Here is a 21,964-nt window from a genome sequence, read left to right on the forward strand (position 1 = left end):
TGTCATGATCAATCGCGTCTCAACCGCCAGCCAATACCAAAACCTGACCTCCAACTTAATGCGTAAGCAAGGCGAACTGAATCAAACTAACGGCCAATTATCTAGCGGTAAACGGGTCGAAACCGCTGGTGATGATCCGGTGTCATCGGTAACGATTCAAAACTATCGCCAACAGCTGACTCAAATCGATCAATATAATAGTGCCATCACCCTTGCCAATAATCGTCTGCAAACCATGGAAACCGCGATAGCTGGGGTTGAAGATAACCTTGGCGCAACCAAACAAAAAGTGCTGGGAATGATCAATGGCGCGATGGCAAGTAACGACCGCACCGCATTTAAAGATGAATTAATCAGCCTCCGTGATGGGTTACTAGAATTAGCCAATAGCCGTGATGAAGCGGGTAACTATGTGTTTGCGGGTAATCAATCTGACACTAAGCCGTTTATGGAAGCCACTGATGGCAGCATGAACTATCACGGTGATAACCAGTCGCGTTATGCGCAAATTGATAAATCGGTTAATGTAAAAACCAGCTTGCCTGGCGATCAGCTATTTACTGATGTGCCTAATAGTTACGGTGATTTTCGACCTGTATTTAGTGATAAAACTGCCACAACGGATGGCTTAACCGATGGCTCTAAACTGCATTTACTTTCAGCGACGACCAGTGATTTTGCGAGTGCTGAAACGATTGAAGTGAGTTTTAATGAAGTTGATGTGGTCGCTGATGGTAAAACCACCAAAGAGATGCAATATAGTCTTAAAATTGGTGAAAATGTAGTTGCAGAAAATCAGCCGTATAATGAACAAATAGGTATTGTTTATCCGCCGCGCTCAAAGCCACTTGAACCTGTCGAACCAGCAGCTGCCGTTGCAGACAGAGAGGCTGAAATTAAGCTTAAATTTGATGGCATCAGCAGTGGCGATAGCATTACTTTAGAGCCTGCGCAAACCATCAATATTTTTGATTCGATTCAGAGTGCGATTGATAACGCAGAGCGTCCAACTTCATCGCCTGCGGCAGAAGCAAACTTACAGCGAGTGATTGATGATCTCGATAGTGGCTTTGTGCATATGAACCAGCAGCGTTCAGAAGTCGGCACTATTATGCAGCAGGTCGATCGCCAGTTAGAACAACATCTGGATTTTGAATTAACCCTAAATCAGGCTCAAAGTGGCTTAGAAGATCTTGATTACAGCAAAGCCATTATGGATATGAATCAACAAATGATGGCGCTGCAAGCCTCGCAGCAAGCGTTTGGGCAAACCAAGCAATTGTCATTGTTTAATTATATTTAAGGGAAGAGCAGGGGCGAGTTTCGAGGAAGAGCAGAAGATAGGGGTGAGTTTCGAGTAAAAGCAGAAGAGAGATAAGAGCAACCCTGTAAATAATTCTGTGTAATTGCTCTGGGTTACAAGTATTCAGTCAATCGATCTTCAAATTTATTTTTGATACTTGACTATAAGTTGAGGATATTGCTCGCCACTCGCCACTCGCCACTCGCCACTCGCCACTCGCCAACTATTCTCCCTATTTATCAATTGTTAAATAAATATACAAAATACTAAAAATAATTCTAAAGCTTCTTAAAACGGTGCCGTTAACTTTAGCACAACAGATAAAACTGTCTTCGCCCGGGATTGCTGGGTATCAAATTAAGGAGCAACAACTATGGCTGTTACAGTTAATACTAACGTTTCTGCAATGACCGCCCAGCGTTACCTAAATGGTGCAAGCAATGGCGTCGCAAGCAGCATGGAAAAACTATCATCAGGTCTTCGCATTAACTCTGCAAAAGATGATGCTGCAGGTCTGCAAATCTCAAACCGTTTAACCAGCCAAACAAATGGTTTGAACGTAGCAATGCGTAATGCTAACGACGGCATCTCAATGGCGCAAACGGCTGAAGGCGCGATGTCAGAAAGTACTAATATGCTTCAACGTATGCGTGATTTGGCACTACAGTCAGCCAATGGTTCTAACTCAGATGATGATCGTATTGCTATTCAAAAAGAAGTCACAGCCTTAACGACTGAATTAACGCGAATTGCAGATACGACTACTTTTGGTGGCCAGAGTTTGTTAGATGGATCTTTTGGCACTAAACAATTCCAGATTGGATCTAATGCAAATGAGACCATTGGTGTGTCTTTAGGTAATATATCTGCTGATGCTATGGGGAATCATGCAGCTGGCGGTACTGCTGGTACATTATTTGGTGCCACAACAGCAGCAGCAGCAGCAGCTAATTTCAAAGTTGGTGTAGATGCATCTAAAGATTTAAATTTAGTTGGTCCAAATGGTACAAAAGCATTAGATATTACTGGTAAAAAGTTAACTGAAGTTGCTGATGAAATTAATAAATCTGGTACTGGTATCAAAGCAGAAACGTCAATTTCTACAACAATATCAGAGCTTGCACAAGATGAAACTGGTACTTTAAATATTGGTGGTGATAGCTTTGATTTAAGCACATATAAAGGAGATACTAAAAAATTAGCAGAAGACCTTAGTAAAAAAGGTTATAGCGCAGAGTTATCTGAAGATAATAAATCTATTGTCTTAAGCGCAAAAGATGTTGAGGGAGTAACTATCTCTGGAGCAAAAGTTGCGGGTACTAAGCTTGATGGTGTAGCAGCTACTGCAGATGCTACAAATATTGTTGCTAATGCAAAGTTAAATTTATCTTCAAGTGATTCTTTCACAATGAGTGGAACGGCAGCAGCAGCTCTTACTGATAAAGCTAATAGTGGATTAAATTCAGTTGATAAAGTGGATTTAACTACAGCTCAAGGCTCACAAGATGCATTAGAAGTTATTGACGCAGCAATCGCTGGTATTGATGCGCAACGAGCTGATTTAGGTGCGGTGCAAAACCGTTTTAACCATACATTGAGCAACCTTGCTAACATCAATGAAAACGTAACCGCATCAAACAGCCGTATTAAAGATGTCGATTTCGCCTCTGAAACGACTAACATGACTAAGAATCAGATCCTGCAGCAGGCAAGTACATCTATTCTGGCACAAGCAAAACAAATTCCACAATCTGCGCTTAGCCTACTAGGTTAATTCGTAATCGTGTCGTGCCCTGCTTGGTATATCAAGCAGGGCATTATTGTATTTTAATCGCTAACAAATATGCTCAAGGAACTGGCTATGGCGATCAATCCTCTACCACCTTCATCATTATATAACTCTCACGATGTTCAAGCTGGCGTTGATGATATTCAACCGTCAAAAATTCTTGGCAATAACGCGTCATTAAATCAAACCGTCAATAAAACCGAAGCCATTAAAAAAGATGACAATCCGCTTAATTCATTCAATCTTGATAATCAACAAGAGCAAGAACGAATTAAGCAGATTGAACAACTATTACAACAGGTTAATCGCAGTTTACAGTTTCATATTGATGATGAAACGGGTAAACAAATAGCGACCATTGTCGATAAAGAAAGCGGCGATATTATTCGCCAAGTTCCGGCACAAGAATTGCTAGAGTTAAACGAAAATTTAGCCAAGCATAGCTTGAGTTCTTTAAGCCGTACTGTGTAGTTAAAGAGGCAAATTATGGGATTAAGTGCAGGTGGTTTAGCGTCTGGGTTAGATGTTGCCGGAATGACGCAACAATTAGTTGCCGCTGAGCGTGCGCCAAAAGAACAGCGGATTAAAGAACAGCAGCAAAAGCTAGAAGTTCAATTGAGCGGCTATGGGCAAATTAAATCTGCGGTTTCTGGCTTAGAAGATATGGTCAAAAAGTTTGCCGAAGATAAAGTGTTTGCTGGTCAATCGGCAACCTCATCAGAGAGTGGTTTTGTTGGTGTTGAAGCCTCTGCTGATGCACAAAATGGTAGCTATAACATTGAAGTGCTTGCGTTAGCGAAATCTCATAAAGTGATGTCAAATAACTCGTTTGACTCTGATCCCAAAGCGGAACTTGGATCGGGCACCCTAGATATTACCATTGATGGCAAAACCTTATCATTGGATATTAATAAAGAAAAAAGTAGCCTTAAAGATATCGTTAACGCGATAAATAATGCTGAAGATAACCCTGGTGTTACCGCTACCGTTATCAATGATGATAATGGCGCTAAAATTGTTTTTTCAAGTTCAGAAACAGGCAAAGATCATCAGATATCGATCGATGCTTCGAAGATGAGTGGCGATCTTGCTAAGTTAAGCTTTGATCCTGCCAACTCAACTGCTAATACTGAAATGGTACAAATGCAGGCGGGTGAGGATGCTCAAATACGAATAGATAACCACACTGTTATTAGTAGTGGAAGTAATAAGATTGAGAATGCGATTGAAGGCGTAACACTTGATCTGAAAAAGTTGACCGACACTGATGATGTTAAACACGTCACGATTGATATTACAGATAATACCAAAGATGCAAAGTCGTCACTTGAAGGATTTATCGAAGCCTATAACGGCTTGATTGATACTGCTAATAATCTAAGTAAATACGATGTAGAGAAGAAAACCAGTGGGCCGTTAAACGGCGATAGCCTAACCCGTTCGATCAGTAGTCAAATGCGTAATTTGATGAATAAAACCATAGAGGTTGATGGTCAGAGTTATAACTTAAGTGATCTTGGAATTACCACCGATCGTTATGGCAAAGTTGAAATTGATGATGAAAAGTTTGATGAGGCATTAAAAGATAATTTTAAAGCTTTTAATGCATTTTTTCATACTGAAGATGATGGTTTTCTCGATCAAGCTGAAGATATTTTTAAATCTTTTACCAGCTCAACTGACGGTGTATTAACCAATAAAGAAAAAACCATTAAAGAGCAACAAACTCGACTTGAAGATGATATGACCTCACTTAATGAGCGTATGAAAGCCTATGAAGAGCGTACTTATCAGCAATTTACTGCGATGGATGCTGCAATAGGAAAAATGAATAATCAACTTAATACCATGATGAGCTTGATGGTTTTTTAAAATGGATAACCAATGCAACAAGTAATCACATTAGAGCCACTAACCCAGCTTGAACACCAAATCGAGCAGTTATTGTTGGCGGAAGAGTACCCTGATGATTTTCCGCAGCAATTAGAAAACTTAGTCGCGTTGCGCCATCAACAAGTGGAGTTAGTGCTTAAACAGCCAGATTTATCACGACCAGTATTTGATGATGTGGTAGCACGTACGCAAGCGATGAAAGGGTTACTACAACAGCATAAAGATCGTATTGGCGCGCAGTTAGTACGCTCGAAAAAAAGTCAAAAATCATTATCGCTCTACAGCAATATTCAACAACACGGACAATAACCATTAGCGTTAACGCTAGCAATAATGTTCCAGCTATTTAAAGGATAATAACATGCGTGGTTCTCTTCAGGCATATAAGCAAGTTTCAGTGAATGCACAACTCGCCAGCGCATCACCACACCGTATCATTCAAATGTTATACGCAGGGGCAATCGAACGCCTTATTCAAGGCAAGGCAGCGATGGAACAGGGCAATATCGCAGTTAAGTGTGAGCGGTTAGCTAAAGCATTAGATATTGTATTAAGTTTGCGTGATTGCTTATCAATGGAAGACGGCGGTGACATCGCGAAAAACCTTGATGCATTGTATGATTTTATGGGCAGCGAAATTTCACGTGCCAATGCAGAAAACGTCACTCAGCCCATTGATGATGTGATCGGTATGTTACGTGAAATAAAATCAGCATGGGATCAAATTCCAACCCAATATCACCACCTTACTGAAACAAATTAACCGTTATTGATTGTCGGCAACCACAAATTTGGTTGCCGATAAGCAGTATTTTTATGGTTTTTAAGCTAAAAATGGAATAAAAGCATCTCAATTGCATTGTAATTTGTATTGGTATCACAGCTTTTATATGTCAAATCTTGCCTTATGGTGCACATTAATTACAATGTAGCTACTATCTTCTTGATTGTTGTTCTCTTTATTATATTGAATCTTCCGTCAAAGTGTCCTCATATAAAGGCAATATCCATTTTATGCTCGGTTTAGTAAATACGCTTGTTATTGATGACGATTCACAGCAACGTCATGATTTAGGTGTCATCCTTAATTTTATGGGTGAGCATCATAGTGCGCTATCATCACAAGATCTTACCGTGTCATTATGGGAGCAGCCATGGAGTGTTTGCTTATTAGGTACGATCACCAATGCTAAGCGCTTAAATAGTATTATCAATATGCTTAAAATGTACCCACAGATCCCTGTGGTTGCTTTAGCAAATCATCATGAAGCATTGGTTGAGTTACCTAATTATATTGGTGATCTAAAACTCCCGTTACATTACAACCAATTAGCTGATGCCTTTCGTCATTGCCAAGAATATTTAGGCAAACGTACTCATCAAGTGCCGTCTTTAGGGCGTAAGAACATGCTGTTTAGAAGTATGGTCGGTCGCAGTGAAGCCATCAGTGATATTCGTCGGTTGGTTGAACAAGTGGCAGCTTGTGATGCCAGTGTGTTGATTTTAGGTGAATCAGGTACTGGTAAAGAGGTGGTTGCGCGTAATGTGCACTATCACTCAGAGCGTGGCAAAGGCCCATTTGTGCCGGTTAACTGTGGTGCCATTCCTGCAGATTTACTTGAAAGTGAATTATTTGGTCATGAAAAAGGTGCCTTTACTGGCGCAATTTCAACCCGTAAAGGGCGATTTGAATTGGCTGAAGGTGGCACTTTATTCTTAGACGAGATTGGTGATATGCCAATGTCGATGCAGGTTAAATTATTACGGGTGTTACAAGAGCGTAGTTTTGAACGGGTGGGTGGCACTCAAACCATTAAAGCCAATGTTCGTATTGTGGCTGCAACCCATCGTGATCTGGATAAAATGATCGCTGATAGAAGCTTCCGCGAAGATTTATACTACCGCTTAAATGTATTCCCAATTGATATGCCAGCGCTACGGGATCGAATTGAAGATATTCCGTTACTATTGCAAGAGTTGCTAACGCGTATGGAAGCTGAAGGCGCGAAACGCATTCACTTCACCCCGCGCGCAATTGCATCATTAATGCTGCATGATTGGCCGGGAAATATTCGTGAACTTGCTAATCTTGTTGAACGATTAACGATTCTTTATCCAGGCGAAATGGTGGATGTGAACCATTTACCAGTGAAATACCGTTATGGTCATTTACCAGATTTTGTACCGGAGTTAAATACCACTTCGATTGAAGAACAAGAGCAGCAGGCATTAGCTGACATGTTCGCAGCAGAAGAGACAGAAGCCACATCTTTAGGTAATGATTTACCACCAGAGGGGCTAAACCTTAAAGAAATGTTAGCTGAGCTAGAGGTCGAAATGATCCGTCAAGCATTGGATGCGCAGTCAAATGTGGTCGCGCGTGCCGCAGATATGTTAGGAATGCGTCGTACTACCTTGGTTGAAAAAATGCGTAAATACGGATTATCTAAAGATAGCTAATTGATACTAACGATGGTTGTCAAACAATTCAAAAAGCCACTGCCAGTAATTTGGCGGTGGTTTTTTTTATGTGTTTTATACACCGAGCTGTGTCAAAACTAGTCACAAAATATAGCTAGCAACGATATTTTACCAGTGGCTGTGAGCATAAATTCATCACTATGGCTAAACAATATTAATCACTGTGATTACATGGCGACGAGTGTCATAAAAGTGACACTATTTTGAATGTGGTGTCTTTGTTAAGTTATTGATAAATAGTAATTAATAGTGGTATGCAACTTGCATTTAGTTGTAGGGTGGTGTTTGTTTTAGGGTAATCATGAGTGACTCATCGGTAGCAGTATTGGCATTGAACCAACAAGTTGAGCGTTATCGGCAAGTATTACAAGTGATGCCTGTTGCGGTGATTTTGTTGGATGAAAAAGGGCTGATCACAGAAGCCAATCAAGAAGCATTGCGGTTGTTAGGTGAGCCATTAATAGGCCAACGCTGGGGAGAGATTATTCAGCGTAGTTTCGCTCCTCAAGATGATGATGGTCATGAGGTTTCATTGCGCAGTGGTCGTAAAGTCAAGCTTGCCATTTCAGCGTCTGCGGCAGGGCAGCTTATTGTGATCACTGATCTAACCGAAACTCGGCAGTTACAGTCACGGTTAAGTGAAATGCAGCGGTTATCATCATTAGGGCGAATGGTGGCGTCATTGGCGCATCAAGTTCGAACACCGCTTGCCAGCGCATTATTATATGCAGAAAACCTAGCGTCATCAGGGTTAACAGCAATCACCCGTAACCGCTTTCAAACGAAATTGGTTGATCGCCTCTACGATCTTGAAAAACAAGTTAATGACATGCTGCTATTTGCTAAAGGTGGCGATAATAAAGTCGTGAGTGAGTTTAATGTCGAAAGTTTACTCAACCGTTTAGAAACCCTTATTGAAACTCAGCTAATGAGTGAGGATGTTGACTTTAGTATTGATTGTGACGATGAAACATTACTGCTGTTAGGTAATGAAAATGCGTTAGCCAGTGCAGTGGGAAATTTGATCACCAATGCGATTCAAATGTCAGGTAAAGGCTGCCGAGTTGCGGTGCGTTGCCAGCAACAAGGGCAAATGTTATTGCTCAGTGTTAGCGATAATGGCCCTGGTATTGCGGCGCAAGATCATCAAAAAGTGTTAGAGCCTTTTTACACCACCCGTCAACAAGGCACTGGATTAGGTTTAGCCGTGGTGCAAATGGTCGTCGCTGCGCATAAAGGCCAGTTGCAATTACAGTCACAGCTTGGGTATGGGGCAACCTTTACCTTGCTACTCCCACTCGCTGCATCACTACAAGCAGCATAACGATTCAAGTTTACTATGGAGAGTACAACATGACTCAAACACGAGTATTAATCGTCGAAGATGACACCGGTTTGCGTGAAGCGTTAGTCGATACTCTGGCATTAGCGGGTTATCAGTGGTTAGAAGCAGAAAGCGCAGAGCAGGCATTAGTGCTACTGAAATCAGAGCCGATTGATATTGTGGTGTCTGATGTCCAAATGGCGGGAATGGACGGCTTAGCTTTGTTACGCAGCATCAAGTTGCAATGGCCCAAAATGCCGGTGCTATTGATGACAGCATACGCCAATATTGAAGATGCGGTTGCTGCCATGAAAGAAGGGGCGATTGATTACATGTCGAAGCCGTTTGCACCGCAAGTATTGCTTAATATGGTCGAGCGCTATGCACCAGTTAAACGCTATTTGACCGATACCGTCGTGGCTGATCCTAAAAGTTTGCATTTATTGGCGATGGCAGAAAAAGTCGCTAAAACCGATGCCAGTGTGATGGTATTAGGCCCAAGTGGTTCAGGCAAAGAAGTGCTCTCACGCTATATTCATCAGCATTCATTACGCAGTGATGGCCCTTTTGTGGCAATTAACTGTGCTGCCATTCCTGAGAATATGTTGGAAGCGATGTTATTTGGCTATGAAAAGGGCGCGTTTACTGGCGCAGTGCAAGCGTGTTCAGGGAAATTTGAACAAGCGCAAAATGGCACTATTTTACTGGATGAAATCAGTGAAATGGACATCAACTTGCAAGCTAAATTATTGCGAGTATTACAAGAGCGTGAAGTTGAACGCTTAGGTGGCCGTAAAAGTATTAAATTAAATGTGCGCATTATAGCGACCAGTAATCGAGATTTAAAAAGCCATGTTACCGCTGGTCATTTTCGTGAAGATTTATATTACCGCTTAAATGTTTTTCCAATCACTTGGCCAGCATTAGCTGAACGCAGCGGCGATATTTTGCCATTGGCGCAATTATTTCTCCAGCGTCATGCCAGCCAACAAGGGCTTGCCGTGCCAACGCTGAGCGAATGTGCGCAGCACAAATTATTACAATATTCATGGCCAGGAAATGTTCGTGAGCTTGATAACGTGATTCAACGCGCGTTAATCATTCACGATAACCTTATGATAAATGAGCAACATATTCTGATAGAAGGACTTGATTGGTTGCAGATGGCTGATTGTACTACTGCGGCTAACACTGTTGCGGCAACCGTTATATCACCAGCTACCGCGACCGAGAGTTTAGGCAATGAATTACGTGGACAAGAGTTCACCATCATCCTTGATACTTTAGTTGCTTGCCAAGGTAACCGTAAACATATGGCAGATAAATTAGGGATTAGCCCACGAACGTTACGCTATAAGTTAGCTAAAATGCGCGATGCAGGAATTCAGTTACCTGCGTAAACCGATTGATCTTTTAGCCGCTGCTTAGTGGTAGCGGTAAATAACCTTGTGAGATTATGCAATGAAAGTTAATGGATTAGCGACTGAAATGCAGACCATGCGTTTAGAAGCACAAAACACGATTCGTCCGCCAACAGGCCAGCAAGTAAGTGCTGATTTTGGCAATTTACTTAACGATGCTATTAAGTCAGTAAATACCCTACAAGGTCAATCAAGTGATTTAGCCACCCGTTTTGATCAAGGTGATCGAAGTGTGTCGTTATCGGATGTGATGATTGCACGTAATAAATCCAGTGTAGCGTTTGAAGCGACAGTGCAAGTGCGTAATAAAATGGTTCAAGCCTACAAAGAATTAATGAATATGCCGGTATAAATACCGTGGTTATTGTGGATGTGATAACGCATCATTTGATGATATGTGTGAGTAATAAATAGTGTCAGATCAAACTGTTAATCAACAAGTTGCGGTTGCAAATAATAATACCTCGCCGGTGTTACGTGATGCCTCTCAAGATCCGGATCTTGCCGAGAAAAAAGCATCACGTACCGACAGTATTTTAGGCAACCTTGATCTGTTACGGCAGGTTATTTTAGTGTTATCGGTTGCCATCTGTGTGGCGTTAATTGTGATGGTGGTGGTATGGATAAAAGAACCCGAAATGCGGCCACTCGGTAGCTATGAAACCGAAGAGTTAATTCCTATCTTAGATCACTTCGATCAAAAGCAGGTTGATTACCAACTTGATGGCAACACCATTCGTGTTCCTGCCGATAAATACAGCAGCATAAAATTAGATTTAACCCGCAGTGGTTTAAACAGTCGCACCGCTGAAGGTGATGATATTTTATTGCAAGACATGGGATTTGGTGTATCACAACGGCTTGAAAACGAACGCTTAAAATTAAGCCGTGAACGCCAATTAGCACGTGCGATTGAACAAATTAGCCAAGTGCGCAAGGCACAAGTGTTATTAGCCATGCCCAAGCAAAGTGTGTTTGTGCGCCATAATCAAGACGCGACCGCAACGGTTTTTTTAACCTTAGCCTCTGGTAGTGCCTTGGGTCAGCAAGAAGTGGATTCAATTGTTGATATGGTAGCAACCGCGGTGCCGGGATTACGTCCGACACGCGTTACCGTTACCGATCAACATGGGCGCTTATTAAGTTCGGGTACCGAAGATCCTGGTTCAAGCGCGAAACGTAAAGAATATGAATTAGAGCGTAAACAAGAACAATCACTACGTGAAAAAATTGACGCGATTTTAATGCCAGTTTTAGGGTTAGGAAATTACACCTCGCAAGTTGATATTGCGATGGATTTCTCTGCCTTAGAAGAAACTCATAAACGTTATAACCCTGCCACAGCTGCAACACGAAGTGAGTTTACCCGTGAAGATAGCAATGGTGGTCAAGTGGTGGCGGGTATTCCTGGCGCATTAAGCAATCAGCCGCCTGTGAGTAGTTCTATTCCTGAAAATATCAAAGATATGCAAGCGGGAACGAGCAGCGGTAACGGCCGTATGCACCGTGAATCGACGCGTAATTATGAGTTAGATACCACCATTAGTCATAAGCGTGCCCAAACAGGAGTGATTGATCGCCAAACGGTTTCGGTGGCAATTGACTATAAAACCATTGTCGATCCTAAAACCGGTGAAATTACGCGCGTGCCAGTCTCGGAAGCTGAAATTGTTAAAATTCGCCGCTTACTAATGGGAGGGATTGGTTTTTCAGCCGCCCGTGGCGATTTATTAGAAGTATTATCAGTGCCATTTGCGTTACCAGAAGAGCAATTATTAGCTGAGGTGCCAATTTGGGAGAACCCGAACTTTAGCAGTTGGGTGCGTTGGCTAGCGGCGGCATTAGTGATTATTGTCATTGTGATAGTACTGGTGCGTCCAGCAATGAAGAAGCTGCTCTATCCAAATCAAACCGCAGACGGTACACCGTTAGATGAAAATGGAATGCCGATACTGACTCACAGTAGCAGCGATGGTACTGATTTGATTGGCGGCGATGTCGATGGTCATGAAAGTTTTGAATTAAGTAGCAGTAGTTTAGATCTGCCTAATTTACATAAAGATGAAGATTTACTCAAAGCAGTACGAGCATTGGTTGCCAATGAACCCGATCTTGCTGCTCAAGTAGTGAAAAGCTGGATGAATGAAGATGGCTAATGAAGTAGCAACAGTTGACAATAAATTTGATATTAAAAGCCTTAATGGCGCTGAAAAAGCTGCGATTTTATTATTAAGTCTTAATGAACAAGATGCTGCCAGCATTATTCGTCACCTCGATCCTAAGCAAGTGCAGCGGGTCGGTGGCACCATGGCAAGCATGAAAAATTTAAATCAAGATAAAGTCTCTAGCGTTCATCGGTTATTTTTAGAAGAGATTCAAAAATACACCAGCATTGGTATGGGCAGTGAGGATTTTGTGCGTAATGCGTTAGTGGCAGCATTAGGCGAAGACAAAGCCAATAACTTAGTTGATCAAATACTGATGGGCAGTGGCTCGCGTGGACTTGATTCTTTGAAATGGATGGATCCACGCCAAGTTGCCAGCATTATTCTTAATGAGCACCCACAAATTCAAACCATTGTTTTATCGTATTTAGAGCCGGAACAGTCGGCTGAAATTTTATCGCAATTTCCTGAGCGAGTGCGGTTAGATTTGATGATGCGTATTGCTAACTTAGAAGAAGTACAGCCTGCGGCATTGCATGAATTAAACGATATCATGGAAAAACAATTTGCAGGTCAAGCGGGGGCGCAAGCGGCCAAGATTGGTGGCCTTAAAGCGGCGGCTGAGATCATGAACTACCTCGATAATAACGTTGAAGGGCTGTTGATGGATCAAATTCGTGAAAACGATGAAGAGACAGCTACTCAAATTCAAGATTTGATGTTTGTATTTGATAATTTGATTGAAGTCGATGATCGCGGTATTCAAATATTACTGCGTGATGTCCCCCAAGATTTACTACAAAAAGCCCTTAAAGGTGCTGATGACATGTTGCGTGATAAGTTTTATAGCAATATGTCTAAGCGTGCCGGTGAAATGCTGCAAGAAGATTTAGAAGCAATGGGACCGATTCGAGTCGCAGATGTTGAAGCGGCTCAGAAAGAAATCTTATCTATCGCGCGCCGTTTATCTGATTTAGGTGAGTTAGTGCTAACCGGCAATGGCGGTACCGATGAGTTCTTATAAGAGAATGATTAACGCTGTGGTTGAGCATGGGAGTGGCATTTAGCATGAGTAATGAACGTCGCCGTGGTTTTATGCGCGTACCTGAGCATCAAGCGCAAGAGCTTGAGCGTTGGTCTTATCCTGATTACAGCAATGATGGTGAGCATGAATCTAACAATGCGCTTAATTATGATCATCAATATCATCTTCAGCAGTTGCCGCCAGATCCTGAACCTGAATCAGAGCCAGCACCGTCACCATTAACGGCGGCAGAACTTGAAGCAATGCAGCAATCAGCTTATGACGAAGGTGTTGAGCAAGGTCGTCAAGCAGGACATAGCGAAGGTTTTGCTCAGGGCCATGCTGAAGGTGTTAGCGCAGGCCATGCGGAAGGGTTAGCGCAAGGATTACAGCAAGGACTTGAACAAGCCCAAGCTCAAATTGCTCAACAAGTGGCGTTATTGACTGCGGTGATGGATAAATTTTCCGATCCGATTGCGCAAGTCAATGCCGAGGTTGAGCAACAACTATTGTTATTAGTTAATGGCTTAACTAAGGCGCTAATTCGAGTTGAAGTAAAAACCAATCCGCAAGTATTACTTAATACGTTACGTGAAGTGGTGGCAACTTTGCCTATTGCCGAGCGGGCGATAAAAATGCATCTTCATCCTGAGGATGTAGCATTAGTGCATACCCATTTTGATGAGGCAGATTTACAGCAACGTCAATGGTCTCTGATTGCCGAGCCAAGTTTACAGCGTGGTGATTTGCAATTGGAGTGTGGCAGTTCTAGCGTTGATTATTTAATCGATGATCGAATTTTGCATTCATTGACCACCTTTAATGAACTCAACAGTAACTTGCAAGAGCCAACGTTATGACCCTTGCACAGCGCTTAAGTCGCTACCAAACCGCGAATACCGCCTGTAAACCTGTGGCTTCTGGGCGGTTAGATCGCGTGGTTGGCTTAACCCTTGAAGCCATTGGTTGTCGCGCCCCTGTAGGCAGTGTTTGTAAGGTAGAAACCGTCACTGGTGAATTAGAAGCAGAAGTGGTTGGTTTTGCGGGGGAAACCTTATTTTTAATGCCCAGCGAGCAGCTATCAGGTGTGATGCCGGGCGCTAAAGTAACCCCTATATTACATAACAGTGGTATTCCCGTTGGCCCTGAATTATTAGGCCGAGTCATTGATGGTATTGGTAATCCGTTAGATGGCTTAGGGCCTATTTTTACGGAACAGCGGGCAGCATTTACTTCAGTACCAATAAATCCGTTATCGCGTAAACCAATTAAAGAACCGTTAGATGTTGGTATTAAAGCCATTAATGGTTTATTGACGGTTGGTAAAGGTCAGCGGATCGGCCTATTTGCAGGCTCTGGTGTCGGTAAATCGGTGACATTAGGCATGATGACTCGTGGTACCAGTGCCCAAATTGTGGTGGTGGGATTAATCGGTGAGCGTGGCCGAGAAGTAAAAGAATTTATTGATGAAATATTAGGCAAAGAAGGCCGTGAACGGGCGGTGGTGATTGCCGCGCCTGCCGATGCTTCGCCATTAATGCGCTTAAAAGGTTGCCAAACCTCACTGACGATCGCTGAGTACTTTCGTGATCAAGGCTTTGATGTGTTGCTGCTGATGGATTCATTGACTCGTTTTGCTCAGGCACAGCGTGAAATTGCGTTATCCGTTGGTGAGCCGCCAGCGACCAAAGGTTACCCGCCATCGGTATTTGCTAAGTTACCTGCGCTGGTGGAACGTGCTGGTAATGGCAATGAAAACCAAGGCTCAATCACCGCTTTTTTTACGGTGCTAAGTGAAGGTGATGATCTGCAAGATCCGATAGCTGATGCCTCACGGGCGATCCTTGATGGTCACATTGTGCTATCACGTGAAATGGCAGATGCTGGTCATTATCCGGCGATTGATGTTGAGCGTTCAGTGAGCCGGGTTATGCCAGCCATTGTTAGTGATGAGCATATGTTGATGTCAAAAGCGGTCCGCCAAATTTTATCTATTTGCCGTAAAAATCAAGATTTGGTTGCGATTGGTGCTTATAAGCCCGGCACCGATGCCACCATTGATCAGGCGTTTAATTTTAAACCTAAATTAGATGATTATTTACAACAAGAAATGAAACAAGCAGTGCCCTATGAAATGTGCGTCAATATGTTGCGTTCCACATTGGGAGGCTAATGGTATCTGCAAATAAGGTAATCAAAGACAAGGTCATTATAGTATGCCATTAAGAACATTTGAATTATTGATAGAACAAGCCCAACAACAAGAACATCAAGCCAGTTTAGCCCTTAACCAAGCCCAACTTGAACAACAAAACTATTTGCAGCAATTAGCCCAAATTGAGCAGTATCGCTTAGATTATTGTCGCCAGCTTTCTGAGCGCGGGCAGCAAGGACTCACTGCTAGTCAATATAGCCATTTACAAAAATTCTTAACCCAGCTTGATACCACGCTTGAGAAACAAAAACAGGCCGGGGGCTACTTTGCTAATCAAATTGAGCAATGCCGTCAACATTGGCAAGCGATGCAACAAAAGAAACGCGGTATTGAATGGTTATTAGAGAAAAAGCAGCGTGAGCGACGACTTTTTTTGGATAAACAAGAGCAAAAAATGATGGATGAATTTGTCACGTTACAGTTTGCTCGACGTCAACAACGCTAGAATTTAAAAACTGGTTTGCTTTTTGCATTAACATAGAACATCAGCTTGGAATCAAACGTTTTTTTGACGCTTTATTTCAAACAGTTATTCATTTATCTGTCGTTTGTAGCGACACGTATTAAAAGAGTTGCTATGAATCTATTTAATGTGTCATCAGCGCAAACACCAAAATCAGTGGTTTCATCAGCAACAACGGCTGCTGAATCTGAAACTACCACACCAAGTGATGATGATTTTTCACAACAATATCAACAAGCACTGGATGATAACCAGCCACTATTAGTTCGCAATAATAGTGAGTTAGTTTCTGGTGATGATAGCGTCAGTATTGATGCTAAAACCAGCGTCACTGATGCTATCGCCGCTCAAGAGCAAAATATTATTGCTCAAGATATTAGTAGCGACACTAATGGCGACACAGTAACGGTTGATGACAATGCAGATATATTAACTGATGTATCAATGACGGGCGTTGTTGTTACTGACGATGCAGCAACCGATACCGATATTGTTGTAACAAATGCCGCAACTGCAACTGATACAAAGGATACCATTACACCAACTGCCGCTGACGATATTAGTCAGTTAATGGCTGCTGGGAATGTGTTTCTACAACAGCTTACTCAATCAAATCAGCAGCTTAATAATACCTCGTCAGCAGAGGCGAGTATGATTGATAGTAGCGGCAAAAGCTTGCCCCCTACGACTACAGCTTTACAAACTTCAATGGCTGCAGCAACAGCGGTTGAGAGCCAAAAAGCTGACGTCAGCATTGATGATGGTGTCAATAATTTGCCACCATCAACAGTTGCGACGTCAGTGACAGCAATTGTCACCACACCAACCTCAGATATACTGCAGAGCATGGAAAACGTCGAAGTTGGCGATTTATTAGCATCGAAGAGTCGTCTTTCTCAACCAACAACGATGAATGCTAATAGTGAGTCTTTAGCGCAACAACTTGCAGGATTAACAACACCCTTAGCGACAGCATTGAAACCAGAACCCGCACTGGCGATGACACCGGCTCAATCACCATTATTGCTCACCCGTGAACAAGCGGGTGAACAAGTGCATGAGCGAATTAATATGATGATGGCGAAAAATCTTAAACAGGTTGATATTCGCTTAGATCCGCCAGAGCTCGGAAAAATTCAAATTAAACTGAATATCACTCAAGATCAGGCTTCAGTGCAATTTACGGTTAATAACTCGCAAACCCGTGACATGGTTGAACAAGCGATGCCAAGGCTACGAGAAATGCTGCAACAGCAGGGATTACAATTAGCACAAAGTTCAGTTCAGCAAGAAACACCGCAGCAATTTTCAGGGCAGCACAATAATCATGCCGCGGATTCACAATCAGGTAAGCAATCACCATCAAGAGCAGCGGCGACTGAGGGGCAATCACAGTCTGAAGTTGATCAGCCCCAGATCCAGACTCAACTATTGGTAACAGACAATAAAGATCACGTCGATTACTACGCATAGTGTGTTGTGGATATTGGTAATAAATATTTAATCGGTAATAAAAAATAGTAACCAAGGACGAGTAATGTTTGGCGGAAAAAGAAAAAAAATAACCGTTATTAGTGTGGTAAGCATAATGGTTGCAGCAATGATAGCTGGCGCGGTGTGGCTTTATTCTTCAGTTTCAATCGCGTCTCAAACGACGGTTGAGCCATCAGCAACATCAACCGCTGCACCATTACAAATGTCGGCCTATTACATCGTATTGCCTGAGCCATTTATTTTTAATGTCATCGGTGAAGAGCGAGATAGATTAGTACAAATAAAAGTTCAGTTGATGGTGCGTGGTGAAACCAATGAAGGGTTAGCCAACAAACACATTCCATTAATTGAAAGTCGATTGTTGCAAACTTTTTCCGCAACCACTGTTGAACAATTACGTCAACCGCTAGGGCGAGAGCAATTACGTCAACAAGCATTGACCGCGCTACAAGCAACAATGAACAAGATGACTGACATGCCTGTGATAGAACGGGTGTTATTTACCGGCTTTGTGATGCAATAGGTGCACTGTGAGTGATTTATTAACCCAAGATGAAATTGATGCACTATTACATGGGGTCGATGAGCCAGAAGAGACCAATGATAGTGAGCAAGGTTCAGGCATAACAACATTTGATTTTTCATCGCAAGATCGCATTGTTCGTGGACGGATGCCGACTCTTGAATTGATCAATGAACGCTTTGCACGGCATATGCGGATCAGCTTATTTAATATGCTGCGTAAAACCGCTGAAGTGTCGATCAATGGTGTTCAGATGATTAAGTTTGGCGAATACCAAAACACACTTTATGTGCCAACCAGTTTAAATATGGTGCGCTTTAGGCCGTTAAAAGGAACGGCGTTGATCACCATGGAAGCACGATTAGTATTTATTTTAGTTGAGAACTTTTTTGGTGGCGATGGTCGTTTTCACGCCAAGATTGAAGGACGTGAATTTACTCCGACCGAGCGCCGAATTGTACAAATGCTGCTTAAACTGGTGTTTGAAGATTACCGTGAAGCATGGTCGCCAGTAATGTCGGTTGAATTTGAATATATCGACTCCGAAGTTAACCCAACCATGGCCAATATTGTCAGCCCAACCGAAGTTATTGTGGTGAGCTCATTTCACATTGAAATTGATGGCGGTGGCGGTGATTTTCATGTGGTAATGCCTTATTCGATGGTTGAGCCAATTCGAGAATTACTGGATGCGGGTGTTCAAAGCGACAAGATGGACACCGATGTACGTTGGAGCCATGCATTACGTGATGAAATCATGGATGTGCCAGTGAATTTACGTGCAAAACTATTGGATATTGATATTTCATTACGCGATTTAATGGAGCTTCAAACTGGCGATGTTATTCCGATCACGATGCCAGAATCAGCAACGATTTTTGTTGAAGACTTGCCAACTTATCGCGCCAAAATGGGCCGTAGTGGTGATAATGTTGCCCTTAAAATTACCGATAAATTAAAACGTCCAGATATGGTGAAAACGGATTTGGCTTTCTTAGATCGTGAACTATTAAGCTCGACATTATTAGAGATGAATAGTGACGATGAAACGCATTGATAATAAATAAGCAGGAATAACAATGTCTCAAAATGATCAACAAATGGCAGATGACTGGGCAGCTGCATTAGCAGAGCAACAAGATACGGTTCAGACTGCACCGTTAGAAGAATTAACCGATGATACCGCCCCAATCTCTGATGATGAGCGCCGTAAGCTTGATACCATCATGGATATTCCGGTGACGATTTCAATGGAAGTTGGACGGACGCAAATCAGTATTCGTAATCTGCTGCAACTTAACCAAGGCTCAGTGGTTGAGCTTGATCGTATTGCGGGCGAGTCACTGGATGTGATGGTCAATGGTACTTTGATCGCTCACGGTGAAGTAGTGGTGGTAAATGATAAATTCGGTATTCGTTTAACCGATGTGATCAGTCAAACCGAACGCATTAAAAAGTTACGTTAAGAGTCAGTGATGGATCAATCTGTACCATTAGGGCAAGCGCCCGATTTAAATTTAGCTACCACGCTAGCGTCATTAGTGCTGGTGATTGTGATTATTCTATTTTTAGCGTGGCTGCTGAAAAAAATGCGTTTGGTTGGCGTGCACAGTAATGATCAACGTTTGACGATTGTAAAACAATTGACACTTGGTCAACGGGAACGGATTGCATTAATTCAAGTCGGTGACGAACAATTATTAGTTGGCATCACTCAGCATAATATTTCGTTACTTACCAAACTTGAGCAGCCCTTAATCATGGAAGATATGCCAGCGACAGATTTTGCGTCTCAGCTGAGCCGATTGATAACCACTAATGATAAAAAATAACGTTTTACCGTATTTAAACAGACTGCTGTTGATGGTGTTTATTGGTAGCTGGTTGATGGCTATGCCAGCGTCAGCAACCGAAAGCATTACTCAAGCTGCAATGGCAACAGAAAGCGCAGCAGGACATTTAACGGCGAGTAAGGGCAGTAGTGGTATTCCTGCATTGTCAGTGACCATGAACCCTGATGGCAGCGAAGATTACTCAATCACGCTGCAAATATTAGCCCTGATGACTGCGCTGGGATTTTTGCCTGCAGTGGTGATCCTAATGACATCGTTTACCCGTATTGTGGTAGTGATGTCGATTTTGCGCCAAGCAATGGGATTGCAACAAACGCCCTCTAATCAGGTGATTATTGGCATTGCAATGTTTTTAACTTTTTTTGTGATGTCACCTGTCATCGATAAAATTAATACCGATGCGGTGCAGCCTTATATCAATGAACAAATCAGTGCTCAGCAGGCATTAGCCAAAGCAGAAGATCCGATGCGACAATTTATGTTGAAGCAAACGCGAGTGAAAGATCTTGAAACCTTTGTCAATATGTCGGGCTCTAACGCCACGGATCCTCAAACCGTACCGTTAACAGTATTAGTGCCAGCGTTTATTACCTCAGAACTTAAAACTGCATTTCAAATTGGCTTTATGTTGTTTTTACCGTTTCTCATTATCGATTTAGTGGTGGCTTCGGTATTAATGGCAATGGGTATGATGATGCTATCGCCGATGATCGTATCGCTACCGTTTAAGTTAATGTTGTTTGTCTTGGTCGATGGTTGGAATTTAATATTGTCGACGTTAGCGGCCAGCTTTGGCACTTTATAAAACAGCGAAAATGGCAAGGATAAATAGCAAATGACCCCAGAAGCGTTTGTCGATATTTTTCAAGAAGCGTTATACATGGTGTTAATCATGGTGTGCGCGATCATCATTCCGGGTTTATTAATTGGTCTGGTGGTGGCAGTATTTCAAGCAGCAACCTCGATTAACGAACAAACATTAAGTTTTTTACCGCGCTTAATCGTGACGCTATTAGCTTTGATGTTTTTTGGCCACATGATGACGCGAATGTTGATGGATTATTTCTTTCGTATTGTCGATCAAATACCGCAGTTGTTGTATTAGCACAATGATGACAATTGCGAATACAGCGTCATTTGTGAGTCATGAGTAACCACGGTTTATGCACTATACCTCAAGCGTATTATTAGACTGGATTGCCAATTATTTTTGGCCGTTCACGCGTATTTCTTCAATGATGATGGCGATGACTTTTTTTGGGGCCCGTTTTGTGTCGCCAAAGATTCGACTTTATCTCGCATTAACCATCACTTTTGCGGTGATGCCGATGTTGCCTAAAGTGCCGACGGATATTGAACTGCTTTCGTTAGCAGGATTTATAGTGACGACCCAACAAATTATTATTGGGGTTGCAATGGGATTAGTGACCCAGTTTATTACTCAAACCTTTGTATTGTTAGGGCAAATATTAGGTATGCAATCGAGCTTAGGTTTTGCTTCTATGGTCGATCCTGCCAATGGTCAAAATACCCCAGTACTGGGGCAGTTTTATATGTTTCTGGCAATATTGCTGTTTTTAGCCACTGATGGGCATTTAACCATGCTTAATGTGGTGGTGCTGAGTTTTACCACTTTGCCTGTGGGAAGTAGCATGTTGGTTGGCGCTGATTATTATCAATTAGCCGGTTGGTTTGGGCATATTTTTAAAGCTGGGGTGGATATGGCATTGGCGGGAGTGATTGCATTATTAACCGTTAATCTGTCGTTTGGGGTTATGACGCGTGCCGCACCACAGTTAAATATTTTCTCGTTAGGTTTTTCATTTGCACTGTTACTTGGCTTAGCGATCAGTTGGTTTATTGTGCTCGGGATCGTGCCGCAATATGAGGCGATTTGGCAACTGGGTTTGGACCAGGTGTGTCGCTTAGCAAGGCTTGATTGTTAACTGTTGATTGTTATTTTATAGCGATGTATTTCGCAGATCATTCTTCTTCAAATTCACCATGGACGTACCA

At 42.4% G+C, this 21,964-nt stretch carries 23 protein-coding genes; all 23 read left to right on the forward strand.

Going from position 1 to position 21,964, the window contains the following annotated elements; all coding sequences use genetic code 11:
* Positions 1–4: 4 nt before the first annotated feature.
* The 23 genes from flgL to fliR all read left to right on the forward strand — a co-directional run bounded on the left by flgL (position 5) and on the right by fliR (position 21,894).
* Positions 5–1,303, forward strand: coding sequence for a flagellar hook-associated protein FlgL (gene flgL, locus G6R09_RS06390; RefSeq protein ID WP_163921262.1), 1,299 nt, complete (start codon positions 5–7; stop codon positions 1,301–1,303).
* Positions 1,304–1,676: 373 nt separating this feature from the next.
* Positions 1,677–3,077 (forward strand): flagellin, encoded by a 1,401-nt coding sequence (locus G6R09_RS20000; protein ID WP_163921264.1) that lies wholly within the window; start codon positions 1,677–1,679, stop codon positions 3,075–3,077.
* 87 nt (positions 3,078–3,164) lie between these two features.
* Entirely contained in the window at positions 3,165–3,563 is a 399-nt protein-coding gene (locus tag G6R09_RS06400; protein ID WP_163921266.1) for a flagellar protein FlaG, read from the forward strand.
* Between the two features lie 15 nt (positions 3,564–3,578).
* Positions 3,579–4,964 (forward strand): flagellar filament capping protein FliD, encoded by a 1,386-nt coding sequence (gene fliD, locus G6R09_RS06405; protein WP_163921268.1) that lies wholly within the window; start codon positions 3,579–3,581, stop codon positions 4,962–4,964.
* A 12-nt stretch (positions 4,965–4,976) separates the two neighbouring features.
* Positions 4,977–5,294 carry a flagellar biosynthesis protein FliS gene (locus G6R09_RS06410; RefSeq protein WP_060997089.1) on the forward strand — a complete coding sequence of 106 codons (318 nt, stop codon included), beginning with the start codon at positions 4,977–4,979 and terminating at the stop codon, positions 5,292–5,294.
* Positions 5,295–5,346: 52 nt separating this feature from the next.
* Positions 5,347–5,748 carry a flagellar export chaperone FliS gene (gene fliS / locus G6R09_RS06415; RefSeq protein WP_163921270.1) on the forward strand — a complete coding sequence of 134 codons (402 nt, stop codon included), beginning with the start codon at positions 5,347–5,349 and terminating at the stop codon, positions 5,746–5,748.
* Positions 5,749–5,999: 251 nt separating this feature from the next.
* Positions 6,000–7,445: a sigma-54 dependent transcriptional regulator gene (locus G6R09_RS06420; protein WP_163921272.1), complete on the forward strand. Its 1,446-nt coding sequence runs from the start codon at positions 6,000–6,002 to the stop codon at positions 7,443–7,445.
* A gap of 322 nt (positions 7,446–7,767) precedes the next feature.
* Positions 7,768–8,790, forward strand: a complete 1,023-nt coding sequence (locus G6R09_RS06425; RefSeq protein ID WP_163921274.1) for a PAS domain-containing sensor histidine kinase — start codon at positions 7,768–7,770, stop codon at positions 8,788–8,790.
* A gap of 29 nt (positions 8,791–8,819) precedes the next feature.
* Entirely contained in the window at positions 8,820–10,190 is a 1,371-nt protein-coding gene (locus G6R09_RS06430; protein WP_163921276.1) for a sigma-54 dependent transcriptional regulator, read from the forward strand.
* Between the two features lie 61 nt (positions 10,191–10,251).
* Positions 10,252–10,563, forward strand: coding sequence for a flagellar hook-basal body complex protein FliE (gene fliE / locus G6R09_RS06435; protein ID WP_060997084.1), 312 nt, complete (start codon positions 10,252–10,254; stop codon positions 10,561–10,563).
* A gap of 61 nt (positions 10,564–10,624) precedes the next feature.
* Positions 10,625–12,367 (forward strand): flagellar basal-body MS-ring/collar protein FliF, encoded by a 1,743-nt coding sequence (gene fliF / locus G6R09_RS06440; RefSeq protein WP_163921278.1) that lies wholly within the window; start codon positions 10,625–10,627, stop codon positions 12,365–12,367.
* The gene (gene fliG / locus G6R09_RS06445) at positions 12,360–13,400 is read left to right on the forward strand and encodes a flagellar motor switch protein FliG (RefSeq protein WP_065166464.1); all 1,041 of its coding nucleotides are present in this window, start codon (positions 12,360–12,362) and stop codon (positions 13,398–13,400) included. Before fliF ends, fliG begins: the two co-directional genes overlap by 8 nt.
* A 44-nt stretch (positions 13,401–13,444) precedes the next feature.
* The gene (fliH, locus tag G6R09_RS06450; protein ID WP_163921280.1) at positions 13,445–14,260 is read left to right on the forward strand and encodes a flagellar assembly protein FliH; all 816 of its coding nucleotides are present in this window, start codon (positions 13,445–13,447) and stop codon (positions 14,258–14,260) included.
* Positions 14,257–15,573 (forward strand): flagellar protein export ATPase FliI, encoded by a 1,317-nt coding sequence (fliI, locus tag G6R09_RS06455; RefSeq protein ID WP_065166462.1) that lies wholly within the window; start codon positions 14,257–14,259, stop codon positions 15,571–15,573. Before fliH ends, fliI begins: the two co-directional genes overlap by 4 nt.
* Positions 15,574–15,616: 43 nt before the next feature.
* Positions 15,617–16,060, forward strand: coding sequence for a flagellar export protein FliJ (gene fliJ / locus G6R09_RS06460; protein WP_060997079.1), 444 nt, complete (start codon positions 15,617–15,619; stop codon positions 16,058–16,060).
* 132 nt (positions 16,061–16,192) lie between these two features.
* Positions 16,193–17,551 (forward strand): flagellar hook-length control protein FliK, encoded by a 1,359-nt coding sequence (locus G6R09_RS06465; RefSeq protein ID WP_163921282.1) that lies wholly within the window; start codon positions 16,193–16,195, stop codon positions 17,549–17,551.
* Between the two features lie 64 nt (positions 17,552–17,615).
* A complete protein-coding gene (fliL, locus tag G6R09_RS06470) occupies positions 17,616–18,095 on the forward strand; it encodes a flagellar basal body-associated protein FliL (protein ID WP_163921283.1) in 480 nt (159 codons plus the stop codon).
* 7 nt (positions 18,096–18,102) lie between these two features.
* Complete coding sequence (fliM, locus tag G6R09_RS06475) at positions 18,103–19,152, forward strand: flagellar motor switch protein FliM (protein WP_065166459.1); 1,050 nt, start codon at positions 18,103–18,105, stop codon at positions 19,150–19,152.
* 22 nt (positions 19,153–19,174) lie between these two features.
* The gene (gene fliN, locus G6R09_RS06480) at positions 19,175–19,561 is read left to right on the forward strand and encodes a flagellar motor switch protein FliN (protein WP_060997075.1); all 387 of its coding nucleotides are present in this window, start codon (positions 19,175–19,177) and stop codon (positions 19,559–19,561) included.
* Positions 19,562–19,570: 9 nt separating this feature from the next.
* The gene (gene fliO, locus G6R09_RS06485) at positions 19,571–19,927 is read left to right on the forward strand and encodes a flagellar biosynthetic protein FliO (protein ID WP_163921285.1); all 357 of its coding nucleotides are present in this window, start codon (positions 19,571–19,573) and stop codon (positions 19,925–19,927) included.
* A 31-nt stretch (positions 19,928–19,958) separates the two neighbouring features.
* Positions 19,959–20,753 carry a flagellar type III secretion system pore protein FliP gene (fliP, locus tag G6R09_RS06490; RefSeq protein ID WP_370738746.1) on the forward strand — a complete coding sequence of 265 codons (795 nt, stop codon included), beginning with the start codon at positions 19,959–19,961 and terminating at the stop codon, positions 20,751–20,753.
* A 30-nt stretch (positions 20,754–20,783) separates the two neighbouring features.
* Positions 20,784–21,053 carry a flagellar biosynthesis protein FliQ gene (gene fliQ / locus G6R09_RS06495; protein WP_065177273.1) on the forward strand — a complete coding sequence of 90 codons (270 nt, stop codon included), beginning with the start codon at positions 20,784–20,786 and terminating at the stop codon, positions 21,051–21,053.
* Positions 21,054–21,111: 58 nt separating this feature from the next.
* Positions 21,112–21,894, forward strand: coding sequence for a flagellar biosynthetic protein FliR (fliR, locus tag G6R09_RS06500; RefSeq protein ID WP_163921288.1), 783 nt, complete (start codon positions 21,112–21,114; stop codon positions 21,892–21,894).
* The last annotated feature ends 70 nt before the right edge of the window (positions 21,895–21,964 follow it).

This window comes from Photobacterium sp. Alg240-V54 (assembly GCF_900537155.1).
Taxonomy (GTDB): Bacteria; Pseudomonadota; Gammaproteobacteria; order Enterobacterales; family Vibrionaceae; genus Photobacterium.

Coding starts and splice junctions, on each gene's coding strand:
- flgL (WP_163921262.1), top strand. CDS start 5: ATGATCAATCGCGTCTCAACCGCCAGCCAATACCAAAACCTGACCTCC.
- G6R09_RS20000 (WP_163921264.1), top strand. CDS start 1,677: ATGGCTGTTACAGTTAATACTAACGTTTCTGCAATGACCGCCCAGCGT.
- G6R09_RS06400 (WP_163921266.1), top strand. CDS start 3,165: ATGGCGATCAATCCTCTACCACCTTCATCATTATATAACTCTCACGAT.
- fliD (WP_163921268.1), top strand. CDS start 3,579: ATGGGATTAAGTGCAGGTGGTTTAGCGTCTGGGTTAGATGTTGCCGGA.
- G6R09_RS06410 (WP_060997089.1), top strand. CDS start 4,977: ATGCAACAAGTAATCACATTAGAGCCACTAACCCAGCTTGAACACCAA.
- fliS (WP_163921270.1), top strand. CDS start 5,347: ATGCGTGGTTCTCTTCAGGCATATAAGCAAGTTTCAGTGAATGCACAA.
- G6R09_RS06420 (WP_163921272.1), top strand. CDS start 6,000: ATGCTCGGTTTAGTAAATACGCTTGTTATTGATGACGATTCACAGCAA.
- G6R09_RS06425 (WP_163921274.1), top strand. CDS start 7,768: ATGAGTGACTCATCGGTAGCAGTATTGGCATTGAACCAACAAGTTGAG.
- G6R09_RS06430 (WP_163921276.1), top strand. CDS start 8,820: ATGACTCAAACACGAGTATTAATCGTCGAAGATGACACCGGTTTGCGT.
- fliE (WP_060997084.1), top strand. CDS start 10,252: ATGAAAGTTAATGGATTAGCGACTGAAATGCAGACCATGCGTTTAGAA.
- fliG (WP_065166464.1), top strand. CDS start 12,360: ATGGCTAATGAAGTAGCAACAGTTGACAATAAATTTGATATTAAAAGC.
- fliH (WP_163921280.1), top strand. CDS start 13,445: ATGAGTAATGAACGTCGCCGTGGTTTTATGCGCGTACCTGAGCATCAA.
- fliI (WP_065166462.1), top strand. CDS start 14,257: ATGACCCTTGCACAGCGCTTAAGTCGCTACCAAACCGCGAATACCGCC.
- fliJ (WP_060997079.1), top strand. CDS start 15,617: ATGCCATTAAGAACATTTGAATTATTGATAGAACAAGCCCAACAACAA.
- G6R09_RS06465 (WP_163921282.1), top strand. CDS start 16,193: ATGAATCTATTTAATGTGTCATCAGCGCAAACACCAAAATCAGTGGTT.
- fliL (WP_163921283.1), top strand. CDS start 17,616: ATGTTTGGCGGAAAAAGAAAAAAAATAACCGTTATTAGTGTGGTAAGC.
- fliN (WP_060997075.1), top strand. CDS start 19,175: ATGTCTCAAAATGATCAACAAATGGCAGATGACTGGGCAGCTGCATTA.
- fliO (WP_163921285.1), top strand. CDS start 19,571: ATGGATCAATCTGTACCATTAGGGCAAGCGCCCGATTTAAATTTAGCT.
- fliP (WP_370738746.1), top strand. CDS start 19,959: ATGGTGTTTATTGGTAGCTGGTTGATGGCTATGCCAGCGTCAGCAACC.
- fliQ (WP_065177273.1), top strand. CDS start 20,784: ATGACCCCAGAAGCGTTTGTCGATATTTTTCAAGAAGCGTTATACATG.
- fliR (WP_163921288.1), top strand. CDS start 21,112: ATGCACTATACCTCAAGCGTATTATTAGACTGGATTGCCAATTATTTT.